At 74.4% G+C, this 13431-nt stretch carries 12 protein-coding genes and 1 tRNA gene; 4 read left to right on the plus strand and 9 right to left on the minus strand.

Annotation, left to right across the window (positions count from 1 at the left end; all coding sequences use genetic code 11):
* Positions 1-91 precede the first annotated feature (91 nt).
* The 7 genes from AB0M99_RS36315 to AB0M99_RS36345 all read right to left on the minus strand — a co-directional run bounded on the left by AB0M99_RS36315 (position 92) and on the right by AB0M99_RS36345 (position 6906).
* The gene (locus AB0M99_RS36315; RefSeq protein WP_365928299.1) at positions 92-634 is read right to left on the minus strand and encodes a TIGR00645 family protein; all 543 of its coding nucleotides are present in this window, start codon (positions 632-634) and stop codon (positions 92-94) included.
* 121 nt (positions 635-755) lie between these two features.
* Positions 756-1379: a hypothetical protein gene (locus AB0M99_RS36320; RefSeq protein WP_365928301.1), complete on the minus strand. Its 624-nt coding sequence runs from the start codon at positions 1377-1379 to the stop codon at positions 756-758.
* Between the two features lie 96 nt (positions 1380-1475).
* Entirely contained in the window at positions 1476-3560 is a 2085-nt protein-coding gene (locus tag AB0M99_RS36325) for an RICIN domain-containing protein (RefSeq protein ID WP_365928303.1), read from the minus strand.
* Between the two features lie 402 nt (positions 3561-3962).
* Positions 3963-4670, minus strand: a complete 708-nt coding sequence (locus AB0M99_RS36330; protein ID WP_365928305.1) for a response regulator transcription factor — start codon at positions 4668-4670, stop codon at positions 3963-3965.
* A 5-nt stretch (positions 4671-4675) separates the two neighbouring features.
* Positions 4676-5827, minus strand: coding sequence for a histidine kinase (locus tag AB0M99_RS36335; RefSeq protein WP_365928307.1), 1152 nt, complete (start codon positions 5825-5827; stop codon positions 4676-4678).
* Between the two features lie 104 nt (positions 5828-5931).
* Positions 5932-6004 (minus strand) — tRNA-His (locus AB0M99_RS36340).
* A gap of 74 nt (positions 6005-6078) precedes the next feature.
* Positions 6079-6906 (minus strand): hypothetical protein, encoded by an 828-nt coding sequence (locus AB0M99_RS36345; RefSeq protein WP_365928309.1) that lies wholly within the window; start codon positions 6904-6906, stop codon positions 6079-6081.
* A 96-nt stretch (positions 6907-7002) separates the two neighbouring features.
* On the opposite strand from AB0M99_RS36345, the gene AB0M99_RS36350 reads away from it, so the two are divergent.
* Positions 7003-7854 (plus strand): LysR family transcriptional regulator, encoded by an 852-nt coding sequence (locus tag AB0M99_RS36350; protein ID WP_365928311.1) that lies wholly within the window; start codon positions 7003-7005, stop codon positions 7852-7854.
* Positions 7844-8971, plus strand: coding sequence for an aminopeptidase P family protein (locus AB0M99_RS36355; RefSeq protein WP_365928313.1), 1128 nt, complete (start codon positions 7844-7846; stop codon positions 8969-8971). The genes AB0M99_RS36350 and AB0M99_RS36355 overlap by 11 nt, the downstream gene beginning before the upstream one ends.
* Positions 8972-9009: 38 nt before the next feature.
* On the opposite strand, the gene treZ is transcribed toward AB0M99_RS36355, so the two are convergent.
* Positions 9010-10725 (minus strand): malto-oligosyltrehalose trehalohydrolase, encoded by a 1716-nt coding sequence (gene treZ / locus AB0M99_RS36360; protein ID WP_365928315.1) that lies wholly within the window; start codon positions 10723-10725, stop codon positions 9010-9012.
* Between the two features lie 153 nt (positions 10726-10878).
* Between treZ and AB0M99_RS36365 the strand changes: the two genes are divergently transcribed.
* Positions 10879-11442, plus strand: a complete 564-nt coding sequence (locus AB0M99_RS36365) for a DUF1707 and FHA domain-containing protein (RefSeq protein ID WP_365928317.1) — start codon at positions 10879-10881, stop codon at positions 11440-11442.
* A 76-nt stretch (positions 11443-11518) separates the two neighbouring features.
* Positions 11519-11983, plus strand: a complete 465-nt coding sequence (locus AB0M99_RS36370) for a GNAT family N-acetyltransferase (RefSeq protein ID WP_365928319.1) — start codon at positions 11519-11521, stop codon at positions 11981-11983.
* Here AB0M99_RS36370 and AB0M99_RS36375 read toward each other — a convergent pair.
* Positions 11973-13229: a M14 family zinc carboxypeptidase gene (locus tag AB0M99_RS36375; RefSeq protein ID WP_365928321.1), complete on the minus strand. Its 1257-nt coding sequence runs from the start codon at positions 13227-13229 to the stop codon at positions 11973-11975. The two genes, AB0M99_RS36370 and AB0M99_RS36375, sit on opposite strands and share 11 nt — an antisense overlap.
* Between the last annotated feature and the right edge of the window lie 202 nt (positions 13230-13431).

The raw sequence follows: 13431 nt of genomic DNA on the forward strand, positions 1-13431 counted from the left end.
CGCCAATGCTCCGCAGTGGCTCCCTCCTCCGCCTTGCAATCCACGGCACCAGACGACCCGGGCTACCCGACCCTGATCCGCCAGACACCCCCTAGTGCTCCTCGGCCTTGGGGAGCAGGCGGTCGATCAGGGCGAGTGCGATGGCCGAGACGATGAAGGCCAGATGCACGATCACCTGCCACATCGTCTGCTCCCAGTGCCAGTCCGGCCTGGTGATCTCGATGAAGGACTTCAGCAGGTGGATCGAGGAGATCCCGATGATGGCCGTGGCCAGCTTGACCTTCAGCACGTTCGCGTTGACGTGGCTGAGCCACTCCGGCTCGTCCGGATGGTCCTTGAGGTCGACCCGCGCCACGAAGGTCTCGTACCCGCCGACGATCACCATCAGCAGCAGGTTGGCGACCATCACCACGTCGACCAGGCCGAGGACGATCAGCATCGTGCCGGTCTCATCCAGGGAGCGGATGTCGCCCACGAGGTGGGCGAGCTCCTTCAGGAAGATCCAGACGTAGACGGCCTGGGCCACGATCAGGCCCAGGTACAGCGGCAGTTGGAGCCACCGGCTGAGGAACATCACGGCACCGATGCGGTGCCCGGGGGTCGGGGAGGTCCTGACGGGAGTCGCGGGGGTCATTCGGGGCTTTCGTCGGCAGGTCACGGGACCCTTCCAGACTGCCCTCCGGCCCGGCCCGAAGACCTCGGCCGGAGGTACGGAAGTCCCGCCCGCCTCCACCGATCGGACTACCCCCGGGGTCCTACGGGCGCCTGCGCGCCCTGCGACGGCGCAGCAGTACGCCGACGGCCGCGCCGGCGAAGGCGGTCACGCAGACCCCGGCCGCGGTCCACCAGGCAGCGCTACGGTCGGCGGCGGCGGGCTCGGCCGCAGGGCTCGGTGTCGGTGTCGGTGTCGGCGTGGGCGTGGGCGCAGGGGCCGAGGCCGGGGGAGACGCCGGAGCCGGAGAAGCCGTCGGGCCGCCGGTGGACGGCGCCGGATCCACCACGGGCACGCCCACTTCGCGCTCGCCGTGGCCCAGGGCCGGGAAACCGACGTCCACGCTCACCTTCCAGGACCCGGGCGGCAGCGTCTCGGCCGTGCTCCACCCGGCGGGCGGCGCGGCCGGATCGCGGACCAGTCGCCAGGGCCCGAGCGTGCGGGAGCCGTCGCCGCTGACCGCGTTCACGGTGGCGGCGACCGCGGTGTCGACGGCGTCCCCGTCGTTCTCCCAGGTGATGTCGGCGGTGACGTGGCCGGCACGCTGACCGGTGACCACCACCTTCACGGTGTCGCCGTGCGCGTGCGCCGCGGCGGGGGACAGCAGGATCAGGCCGAGTGCGCCCAGGGAGGTCAGGGCGGCCGGGAAAGCGGTTCGTCTGCGCATCGTCGCTGTGCTCCGGGTGGGGTGAGGGGAGGGGCCGGCTGGACGGCCGGGGGAGGCGGCCGTCCAGCCGGGGTCGGGCGGGTCGGGCGTCAGCCGTTACCCGGCCTTCTGCACGGTCCACAGCTGGGCCGCGCCACCGTCGGCGCGCTGGAGCTCCAGCAGCCAGGTCCCGTAGTAGGGGCGGTTGCTCACCGTCAGGGCGAAGCCGCCGCCCGGGTCGGTGACGGTCACCGCACCGCCGCGGGACGTCAGCCGCCAGGACTGCGCATCGTCCGAGCCGCACGGCCGCTGGGCCACCCACATGCCCGCGGCGGGCGCGCCGCCCGGCTGCAGGCACTTGCCCGAGGCCGCCGAGCGGATGCGGACCCGGCCGTCTCCCGCGTCGTCGAAGTACCACTGCTGCTGCGCGTAGCCGTTGGCACGGGACCCGACGAGCACGGTGCCGTCGGCGCTGCGGCCGCCCCACAGCTCGGCCGCCATGCCGGTGCTTCCGTTGCCGAGCACGTAGCGGCTGCCGGGGGTGGTCGTGCCGCCCTCCGTGCCCGTCGTACGGAAGGACGCGGCCCGGCCGGCGCCGCTGTCGCGGCCGGCGCCGTCGCGCACGGAGACGGCGACGGAGTAGGAGGTGCCGGGCTGGAGGTTGTAGATCCGCAGCACCTGGGACTGGACCCAGGTCAGGTGCTTGCCGTTCAGCAGCACCTGGTACCAGGCGGCGCCCTCGACCTTGGGCCAGCTCACCACGACGGAGTCGGAGCGGATCTGGCCGGCCGTCACGGCCGGTCCGCCGGTGGGCTTCGTGGTCGGGGTCGGCGTGGGCTTCTTGGTCGGCGTCGGGGTCGGCTTGGGGTTCGGGTCGGTGCCGCCTCCGCCGCCGCCCTTGTTCTGCATCAGGAACTGGTTGTCGGCGATGTTCCAGTGCGTGGCCAGGTAGCTGCCGGGCTTCGGGCTGGTGTGGAAGTAGTCGTCGTGGTTGCAGTCCAGGATGTTCTCGGCCGCCTGGTTGGTGCAGATGTTGCGCATCTGCGGGTAGTACGGGGTGTCCGAGTAGCACATGACGTCGAACTCGTCGGTGCAGTGGGCGCCGCGGCTGGTGTTCGGGGCGCTGTTGTTGACCGCGCCCAGGTTGTGGCCCAGTTCGTGCGCGGCGGTGTGGCCGCCCCAGCAGCCGGAGTCCGTACGGCCGTAGGAGGGCCCGAAGTTGCTCTGGTTGGCCTGGCCCGGACGCTCGTCGCCGTTGAAGGTGCCGATGCCGCAGTACACCTTGGTGTCCGCGAAGATCATGTACTTGCGGTCCCGGCGGTCCAGGCCCTTCCCGGCGAGCGCGGCGTTGGTCGCGCTGAACTCGGACAGGGCCGAGTCCGGGAGCTCGATGTTGAGCACGGTCGGGGTGCAGTCGGCGGCCGTCACGTAGCGGATGTGGCGTACTCCGCCCGTCTCCTGGGCGCTCGTCGAGTAGATGAGGTCGGCGTCGGCCGCCCACTTGCGGAACGAGGCGACGTACTCGGAGAAGCGGTCCCGGCCGGGGCCGTGGACGTACACGACCTGGACGCGGTTGCCGGTGCTGCCGTCGCCGTCGCACTGGACGGTCTGGCCCGCGGGGCCCGCGGCGACGGCCTTGTCGCCGGCCGCGGCGGTGGCGGGGCCGGGCGCGGGTGCGGCGGCGGCCGCGGTCTTGGCGGCTCCGGCGTCGGCGGCGGCGGGCGCGTCCTGAGGACGCCCGCCGTCCTGGGTGGCGGCCGGGTCCTCGGCCGCGGGGCGGGCCGGATCGGCCGCCTCGGCCGTGGTGGCGACGGCCGGCGCGACGTCCTTCTTGATGTCGACGCCCTTGGGCGGGGCGTCGGGTCCGTGGGTGCACAGGCCGGCCGCGGTGCGGTAGACGCCGATGCACCGGTCGCCCTGCGGAGCGGCCTGGAGCCCGTTGTAGACCATGCCCCGGCCGTCGTCGTTGGCGGGCGTGCCCGTGAGGGCGTCCGGCTCCTCGTCCCGGGCGGGCGCGGCGGCCGGGGCGGCGTCGGCGGCCGCTCCCGATGCCTGTGCGGGCGCCGCCGCCTGGGCGCCGTCGCCGATTCCGGAGTAGGCGATGCCGGCGGCGATCACCGCCGCCGTGGCCGTGGCGGCGGTGAGAAGTATGAACCGGCGCGGTTTGCGCCGGTGTTCCCGCCGTCTGCGACGTCCTGTCATGCGCACCTCAAATCGTGGTCGGAGTGACTGGGTGCGCGGAAGCCTGCCAGACGGATGCGGCGGAGAATTCGGACAAAGGGGAGCGTGCGTCAAGAAATCATTCCGTTACCTGTCGGTCTGATTTGACGAACACTCAATTACCAATGAAATCAAGGCAGTTGAGCATCACTTGAGGTAATGGTCCAGGCCTTTATCGTGGCGTAGTTATCGAATCGAAATAATCGCTTCAGGTTTATTGACGGGAATTCAGTCGAGGATTCATCTAATTACTACCTGCCGAATTGACGTCGTCACGACCCGTAACGAACCGTCAGGACCCGCCATCACCCGGGACCAACCGCCCCATCGGCCGTGCGGGTACTGGTACTCGCCCTGCCGCCGATGCCCGCCGCGGGGCCCGGGTCAGCCGACCGGGCCGGGCGCGCCCGCCGCGCCCGTCTCCCAGGCCCAGGCGGCGATCTCCACCCGGTTGCGCAGCGTCAGCTTGGCCTGTACCGAGACCAGGTGGGTCTTGACCGTGGACAGCGAGATGAAGAGCCCGTCGGCGATCTCCTGGTTCGTCAGCCCGCGCGCCACCAGCCGTACGACGTCCAGCTCGCGCTCCGACAGCGGTTGCCGCCCCGGCGTACCCGCCGTGCCCGCCCCGCCCGCCGCGGGCGGCGCATCCGGGGCCGGGTGGCCGCCGAGCCGCTCCAGCAGGCGCACCGTGACGGCCGGCGAGATGAGCGCGTTCCCGCGCGCGGCCGCCCGTACGGCCTCCACCAGCAGCGCGGGACCGGCGTCCTTGAGCAGGAAGCCGCAGGCTCCGCCGCGCAGCGCCCCGTACAGGTAGTCGTCCTGGTCGAAGGTGGTGACGATCACCACCCGCAGCGGATCGGCCACCCCCGGCCCGGCCAGCTGCCGGGTCACCTCGATCCCGTCCAGCCCGGGCATCCGTACGTCGACCAGGCACACGTCCGGGCGCAGCTGCCGGGCGAGCTCCACGCACTCCGCGCCGTCGCTGGCCTCGCCGACCACCTCGATGCCGTCCTGCGCGCCCAGGATCAGGGCGAAGCCGGTGCGGACCATCTCCTGATCGTCGGCGATGAGTACCTGGATATCTCTCTTCATGGCTTTTATCCTGCCAGGCCGGGCAGGACCGGGAATACGCCGGTCACCCGCCAGCCGCCGCCCTCCGCCGGGCCCGCGGCGAGTTCGCCGTCCACCGCCTCGACCCGTTCGCGCAGCCCGATCAGCCCCAGTCCGCCGCGACCGCCGGGCGGGGTCTGGCCGCGCCGGGCCGTCCCGGCGTCGTTGAGGACCTCGACCGTCAGGCATGCGCCGTCGGCGGTGAGCCTCACCCGGGTGGACCGCGCGCCGGGGGCGTGCCGCGTCACATTGGTCAGCGCCTCCTGGACCAGCCGGTGCACCGAGGTCTCCACCTCGGGGGCGAGCTGCACGCGCAGTGCCGCGTCCGACAGCTCCAGCACCGCCCCCGGCCGGTCCGCGACGAGCCGGCTCAGCTCGGCCGGCAGGTCCTGCGGCCGTACGGTTCCCGAGTCCTGCTCCCGCAGTACGCGGACCAGCCGGCGCATCGAGCCCAGCGTCTCGGCGCCCGCCTGCTCGATGGAGCGCAGCAGCGGGTCGAGGCGCTCGGGGGCGGTCTCCCGGATCGCCTGGGCGGCCTGGGCCTGGACGACGATCCCGGTGACGTGGTGGGCCACGAAGTCGTGCAGGTCGCGTGCGAGTTCGTGGCGCTCCTGCTCCCGTACGGCCGCGACGGCGCGGGCCCGGCGCTGGTCCAGGATCCGCAGGTAGCCGCCGAACCCGGCGGCAGCGGCCGCGGCCAGCGTCAGGGCGAACGCGGCGGTCTCCGCGGTGGCGTCGCTCGGCATCCGCAGCGGCGCCCCGGCGGCCGCCACCCACAGCGGCACGCACACCGCGACCACCCGGCGCGGCGCGGTGTGCCGGGCGCACCGGGCCAGCAGCACCAGCAGCGCGGCCGACTCCAGCAGCCCCCAACTGCCGCCGGTGCCCCGGTCCGGCAGCAGCAGCGCGGCGGTGACGGCGAGGGACAGCGCGGAGGCGAGCAGCGCCCGGCCTTCGAGGGAGAGCCGGGTCCAACGGCCGGGCAGCAGGGCCACCGCGCCGACGGCGGCGCCGGAGGCGAGGACGGCCCACGCGCGGGGCTCGGCCACGGTGATCAGGTCGAGCGCCCACACCAGGACGCAGCCCGCCGCCAGCAGCAGCGCGGGGAACCGCTCGCGGCGCACGGGATTCGGGCTCATGGCAATCCTGAGGTCGGCACGGGCCGCGGCGGGCCCCGGGGAGACACGCGAAAAAGCCCGTGGGGGGTACGAGGAAAACCTCGTACCCCCCACGGGACCAACAGGGTGAGTGACGGGACTTGAACCCGCGGCCACCTGGACCACAACCAGGTGCTCTACCAACTGAGCTACACCCACCACGACGGGCGGCGGACCACCCGTTCGATGTGCATGCACAGCATAGCCGATCAGCGGGGTGGTCCTGCGACGCCTTATTCCGCCGAAGCGGCCGGTGAGGCGGCGCGCGCGGTGGCCCGTGCGGCGCGTCCCGTGGCGCCCCCGGCTGCGCGCCCGGCGGCGTGTTCGGCGGCGTGTTCGACGGCGGCCTCGGCGAAGGCCCGCACGATCGGGTGCGGCCTGGTCCCGTCCCCGGACAGCTCGGGCTGGAAGAGGGTGGCCAGGAAGAAGGGGTGTCCGGGCAGCTCGGCGATCCGCACCTGCCCGTCCTCGTCGTGCCCCGACAGCCGCAGCCCGTGCTCGGTCAGCGTCGGCAGGTGGCGCGGCTCGGGGCCGTAGTTGCAGTGGTAGTGCTCCATCGACTGCTCGGCACCGAGCACGGACTCGGCGAGGGACCCGGGCTCGGCCCGTACGAGTCCCTGGTGGCCGACCAGCGAACAGGCCAGCGGGGCGATCAGCGTGTCCTCGGCGCCGGGGTCGTTCTCGGCGTGCGCGACCGAGGCCAGCCCGCACACCGAGCGGGCGTACTCCAGCAGCGCGTGCTGGAAGCCGCCGCAGGTGCCGAGGAAGGGGATCCCCTCCTCCCGCGCCACCCGGATCGCGGCGAGCGCCCCGGCCTCGCTGGCGTACGGGCTGCCGGGCAGCACCCAGACGCCGTCGAACCCGGCCAGCGCCCCGGAGGCGGTCCAGTCCGCGGCGTCGGCCGTCGGGATCCAGTAGGCGTCGAGCGCGAGGGCGTCGCGGGAGGCGAGCGAGTCGAGCAGCAGCGCGACCCGGACGTGCGACTTGACGTGCGGGGAGCGGTCGCCGACGAGGGCGATGCGGGCGATCTTCGAGGTCTGCGGAATGTCTGCGGCGGTCATGTGGATCATCTTGTGGGCGGGACCTGGTTCAGCGCCAACGATTGTTCCTGCACACTCCATAAGCAGCACTGATGCAGAGCTGGCAGGCTGGGCCGCATGGATCCACACCTGCTGCGCACCTTCACCACCGTGGCGCGCCTCGCCTCCTTCTCGGCCGCCGCACGCGAGCTCGGTTACACCCAGTCCGCCGTGTCCCAGCACATCGCCGCGCTGGAGGGCGACCTGCGGGTCGAGCTGCTCACCCGGCGGCCCGTGGCCCCGACGGCGGCCGGGGTGCGGCTGCTGGAGCACGCCGGACCGCTGCTGCTGCGCCTCGACGCGGCGCGGGCCGACGTGCTGCGGCTGGCCGCCGCGCCGCCCGGGCGGGTCGCGCTCGCCGCCTCCCCGCTGTCCGTCGGGCCCCGGCTGCTCGCCGCCCTGCCCGCCTCCGGGGTCACCCTGCACGTGCTGCCGCCGGACGAGGTGCCGGCCGCCGTCGCCACCGGCGGCTGCGACCTCGGGCTCGTCGACGGGCTCGCCGCGCCCAGCGACCCGCTGCGGCTGCCCGACGTGGCCCCGCTCACCGTCACGGGCGTGGCGGAGGAGCCGCTGGCCGTACTGCTCCCGGCCGGGCACCCGTGCGCCGGCCGGGACGCGCTGCGGCTCGGCGACCTGGCCGACGCGCGCTGGATCGACGCCCCCGGCATCGGGGCGCCGCCGCCCGGGGCCCGGACGGCCCTGCGCTACGAGGGCACCGACCTGCACGCCCTGTGCGCCCTCGCCGCGGCCGGGCACGGCCTGGTCGTACTGCCGCTGCGGGTGGCCCGGGCGGCCGCTGCGGGAGCCGTCGTACCGCTGGCCGGGCCGCGCCTGGTGCACCGTACCGAACTGCTCTCGCCCGGCAGTTCGTCCGGCGCGGCCGCTGCGCTCGCCGCACGGCTCACGGGAGGATCCCCGTATGGAATCTGACGTGGAATCCGATGCCTTCACCCCCGCCGACTACGCCGCCCGCATGGCCGCGGCCGCGCAGAGCGCCGCCGACGCCGGACTGGCCGGCCTGCTGATCGCCCCCGGGCCCGACCTGGCCCACCTCACCGGGTACCGGCCCGTCGACACCGAGCGGCTGACCCTGCTCGTGCTCGCCGCCGGGCAGGACCCGGTGCTCGTGGTGCCCGCGCTGGAGGCCCCCGACGCGGCCAAGGCGCCGGGCGCGGCCGCGCTGACCCTGCGGGACTGGGCCGACGGCAGGAACCCGTACACCGCGGCCTCCCCGCTGCTGGACGTGGCCGGGCGGTTCGGGGTCAGCGACAACACCTGGGCCCTGCACATCCTGGGCCTGCAGCGGGAGTTGCCGACCACCTCCTACGTACCGCTGACCGACGCCCTGCCCATGCTCCGGGCCGTCAAGGACGAGCGGGAGCTGGCGCGGCTCGCGGCGGCGGGGGAGGCCGCCGACGCCGCGTACGCGCAGATCCTGCACGTCCCCTTCGCCGACCGGCGGGAGAGCGACGTCGCCGCCGACCTGGCCGCGCTGCTGCGCGTCCACGGCCACTCCCAGGTCGACTTCACCGTCGTCGGCTCCGGGCCCAACGGCGCCAACCCGCACCACGAGGCCGGTGACCGCGTCATCCGCCGCGGCGACATGGTGGTCCTCGACTTCGGCGGCCTCAAGCACGGCTACGGCTCCGACATCTCCCGCACCGTGCACGTGGGCGAGCCCACGCCCGAGGAGCAGCGCGTCCACGACATCGTCCGCGAGGCCCAGCAGGCCGGGGTGGCGGCCGTCCGGCCCGGCGCCGCCTGCCAGGACATCGACCGGGCGGCCCGGGCCGTGATCACCGAGTTCGGCTACGGCGAGCGGTTCATCCACCGCACCGGGCACGGCATCGGAGTCACCACGCACGAGCCGCCGTACATGGTCGAGGGCGAGGAGCAGCCGCTGGTCCCCGGCATGTGCTTCTCCGTGGAGCCGGGCATCTACCTCCCCGGCCGGTTCGGAGTCCGCATCGAGGACATCGTCACGGTCACCGAGGACGGCGGCCGCAGCTTCAACCACGCGCCCCGGGAGCTGGCGATCGTCGAGTAGCGCGGGACCCCGGGGGTCCGGGGAGTCCGCGGGGTCCGTCACGGGCCGAGGACCACCACCGATTCGCCCGGTACGTGGATCCGCCCGTCCGGACCCGGGTGGTCGGCGGGGTCCCAGGCGGCCAGGACCCGCACCCCGTTGCCGCCCAGCGCGATGGTCGCCGGCTCCCGGTCGAGGTTGACCACCACGCGGACGTCGCCCCGCCGGTAGGTCAGCCAGCGGCGTTCCTCGTCGTACGCGACCCGGACCGCGGCCAGGTCCGGGTCGCGCAGGTCCGGGTGGGTGCGGCGGAGCCTCACGAGGGTGCGGTACCAGTCCAGCAGCCTGGCGTGCGGGGCCTGGCCGGGCTCGGCCCAGTCCAGGCAGGAGCGGTCCCGGGTGGCCGGATCCTGGGGGTCCGGGATCTCCTCGGCCTTCCAGCCGTGCGCCGCGAACTCCCGGCGCCGACCGGTGCGCACCGCCTCGGCGAGCGCCGGGTCGGGGTGGTCCGTGAAGTACTGCCACGGCGTGCCCGCGCCCCACTCCTCGCCCATGAACAGCATCGGCACGAACGGCCCGGTCAGCGCCAGCGCGGCCGCGCACGCCAGCAGCCCGGGGGAGAGCGAGGCGGCGAGCCGGTCGCCCAGCGCCCGGTTGCCGATCTGGTCGTGGGTCTGGGTGTAGCCCAGGAAGCGGTGCGCGGGGGTGCGGCCCCGGTCCACCGGCCGGCCGTGGTGGCGGCCGCGGAAGGAGGACCAGGTCCCGTCGTGGAAGAAGGCCCGGGTCATCGTCTTGGCGAGGGCGGCCAGCGGTGCCCCGGCGAAGTCCGCGTAGTACGCCTGGGCTTCACCGGTCAGCGCGCAGTGCAGGGCGTGGTGGAAGTCGTCGTTCCACTGAGCGTGCAGGCCCAGGCCCCCGGCCGGGCGCGGGGTGGTCGTCCGCGGGTCGCACTGGTCGGACTCGGCGATCAGGAACAGCGGCCGGCCGGTCTCGGCGGCGAGTTCGTCGACCGCGGCCGCCAGTTCCTCCAGGAAGGTCAGCGCGCGCCCGTCGGCGAGCGCGTGCACGGCGTCCAGGCGGAGCCCGTCGATCCGGTAGTCCCGCAGCCAGGCGAGGGCGCTGCCGATGAGGTACGAGCGGACCTCGTCCGAGCCGGGCGCGTCGAGGTTCACCGCCGCGCCCCAGGGGGTGTGGTGGGTGTCCGTGAAGTACGGGCCGAAGGCCGGGAGGTGGTTGCCGGAGGGGCCGAGGTGGTTGTGGACCACGTCCAGCACCACGCCGAGCCCGGCGGTGTGGGCCGCCTCCACGAACCGGGCGAGACCGGCCGGGCCCCCGTACGGCTCGTGCACCGCCCAGGGCGCGACCCCGTCGTACCCCCAGCCGTGGCGGCCGGGGAAGGAGCAGACCGGCATCAGCTCGACGTGGGTGACGCCGAGCCCGGTGAGGTGGCCGAGGCGGTCGGCGGCCGCGTCGAAGGTGCCCTCGGGGGTGAAGGTGCCGATGTGCAGCTCGTACAGGACCGCGTCCTGGAGCGGGGTGCGGGGCGACGGGGCCCGGGGCGTGAGGGCGGCGAAGTCGACCACCGCCGAGGGGCCGTCGGGACCGTCGGGCAGCCGCCGCCCGCGGGGGTCGGGGCGCAGGGGTCCACCGGCGTCCGCCGCGTCCCCCAGCAGGAATCCGTACCGGGACCCGTCGGCGGCGGGGGCCTCGGCGACCCACCAGCCGGCCCGGTCCGGATCGCGCGCCATGTCGTACGTGGCATCGTCAAGTCGCACGGCGACCCGACCTGTCAGCGGTGCCCACACCTCGAACTGCACGGACGGTCCCCTCGTCTGCCGGCGGTACCCAGCATGCCTGTCCGGCCCATCATTCCGGGCACGGCGGGGGAGTTCTGGACACTCTGCCCCTGACGGGCCGACAATCACCCTGTGACGTCCAGTTTCGAGTTCTCCGCCTACCCCGCGCCGCGGCTCTCCGACGCCGAGCGCGACCGGGCGCTGGGCCAGCTCAGGGAGGGAGCCGCGCTCGGCAAGCTGTCGCACGACACGTTTCTGCGCCGGATGGAACTCGCCCTGATCGCCCGTCGCTCCGAGGACCTCGCGGTCCTCACCGCCGACCTCCAGGGGCGGGATGCCGCCGAAGGCCCGTGGACCCACCGGTTGTTCGGCTGGGTCGGACGGGTGTCCGCCGTCTCGGTGGGCGTCCGGCGGGCCTGGGCCGCCGAGAAGCTGCCCAAACTGCTGCTGCCGCACCCGGCCGCCGGCCCGCTGCAGATCGGCCGCGACCCGGGCAACGGGCTCCGGCTCAGCCACGAGACCGTCTCGCGGGCGCACGCCGAGCTGAGCATGCGCGACGGGGTGTGGGTGGTGACGGACCTGGGCTCGACGAACGGCACCACGGTGAACGGGCGCCGGGTGACGGGCTCGGCCGTGGTGCGCGACGGGGACCAGATCGGGTTCGGCCGGATGTCGTTCAGGCTCTCCGCGAGCTGAGTACGGACCCGGTCGCGGGCGGCCGGTGCCCACCCCGCCGGGGCGGTGCGCGGGTCCGGCGCGCAGGATGGCGTACATGGACCACACGCCCGTCGTGCGCCCCGCACGCCCCGAGGACCTGCCCCGCCTGGCCGAGCTCATGCACGAGCACATCGCGTACGAGCGGGCCGCGCCCCGCCCGGCCGGTCTCGCCGACCGGCTCGGACCATTGCTGTTCGCCGACGGCGCCCGGGTGTGGGCGCTGCTCGCCGAGACCCCGGACGGCGCGGTCGCCGGGTACGCCGCCTGCTCGGCCGAGTTCTCCTTCTGGGATGCCCGCCACTACCTGCACATGGACTGCCTCTACCTCGCCGAGGAAGCCCGCGGCCACGGTCTCGGCGCAGCCCTGATGGAGGGCGTGGCCGGCCTCGCCCGCGAGCAGGGCCTCGGACACGTCGAATGGCAGACCCCCGACTGGAACGAAGGCGCGATCCGCTTCTACGACCGGCTCGGCGCGACCGGCAGGTCCAAGCGCCGGTACGCCCTGCCGGTCACCGGCTGACCGCCGCGAGTCTCTCGTACGCCGCCAGCACGGTCCGGGACTGGTGCTCCACCTGCGTGGCCACCGGCACCCACCGGGCCTGGAACCGTGCCGCGAACTCCCCGCACCACCCGGTGACGAGCCGGTCCACTCCAGGGGCCGCCGGATGCCCCTGGGCCCGCAGCACCCGCAGCAGCATCGCCGCGGCGCGCAGCGACAGCCGCCGCCCGAAGGCGTCGATGCTGCCGATGTACGCCGAGGTCGCCTCGGCGGGGGCCCCGGAGCCCGTCCACTCGACGGCGATCCGGGGAATCAGCGCCAGCGTCCAGTCCACCGCGCGCAGCAGCGGGGCCGTCACCGGGTCCGCGGCCCGGATCCCGTCCCGCAGTACGGCGACCCGGGCCGCCTCCTCGGTGAGCCGCCCGGCCAGCATCCGCAGGGCGCCGCGCGGGTCGGGGTGCGGAGCCGGGTCGTCCACCAGGTCGGAGGCCCACATCGGGACCTCGACGATCGCGGTCGTGCCGGCGTACCGGTGGGCGTGGTACCAGGTGCTGAGCCGGGTGTCCTCCGGGTGGAAGGCCCCGGCGGCCGGGGTGCCGGGCTCGGGCATGACGAAGATCCCGGGTCCGGGGGAGGGCCAGCCGGCCGCGTCGGAGGCGCCGGTCTCCACCGGGATGCGCAGCTCGGCGGCGGACTTGCCGAAGGGCTCGGCGAGACCGGGTATGTCCCGGGTGAGCTGCACCCAGGAACCGCCGAGGTCGGTGCCGTGGAGGGAGACCTGGAGGACGGGGCGCAGCTCGTCGATGGCGGCGGTGAGGGCGCGGGTCTCCGGCGGCAGCCGGTCCGGGGGCAGTAAAGACGGGGCCCACTCGGGCTGTTCGGGGCCGGGCGGCCGGAAGAAGTTCCGGTGGTAGTCGAGGAGGGAGTACGGGCGGGGCGTGCGGTGCAGGGCCGCACCGTCCGGGTCGGCGCAGAGCAGGAAGTGCCAGTCGCAGCCGGCGCGGGGCGCGGGGTCGTGGATGACGCGGCGGGCGAGGGCGAGGGCGGTGGCGCCGCCGACGGGCTCGTTGGCGTGAGCGCCGGCGACGACGAGGACGCCCCGGGGCCGGTCGTGGCCCCCGACGGACAGCAGCCAGAGCGGCTCCCCGGCGCGGGAGGCGCCGGCCTGGCGGAGGCGGACCAGGGCGGGGTACGTGTCCGCGAGGGCGCGGGCCGCCAGGGCGAGTTCGTGGGGGGTGGGGTAGCACATGTCACGGATGAGGGTCACAGAAGATGCCATGCCCGCCGGGCCCACCCCCTACTGCTCCCCACCCCCCGCACTTCCCTCCGGGCGCGCCGCCGGCGGGGCTGGATGTGCGTCTGCGGCGCCGCTGCCGGGGGCCGGCCCCGGACCCCCGCGCCTCAAACGCCGGCGGGGCTGGATTTTGGCTGATGCCGCCTGCACGATCTCAGCCCCGCCGGCGTTTGAG

The organism is Streptomyces sp. NPDC051183 (assembly GCF_040682455.1).
Lineage (GTDB): Bacteria > Actinomycetota > Actinomycetes > Streptomycetales > Streptomycetaceae > Streptomyces.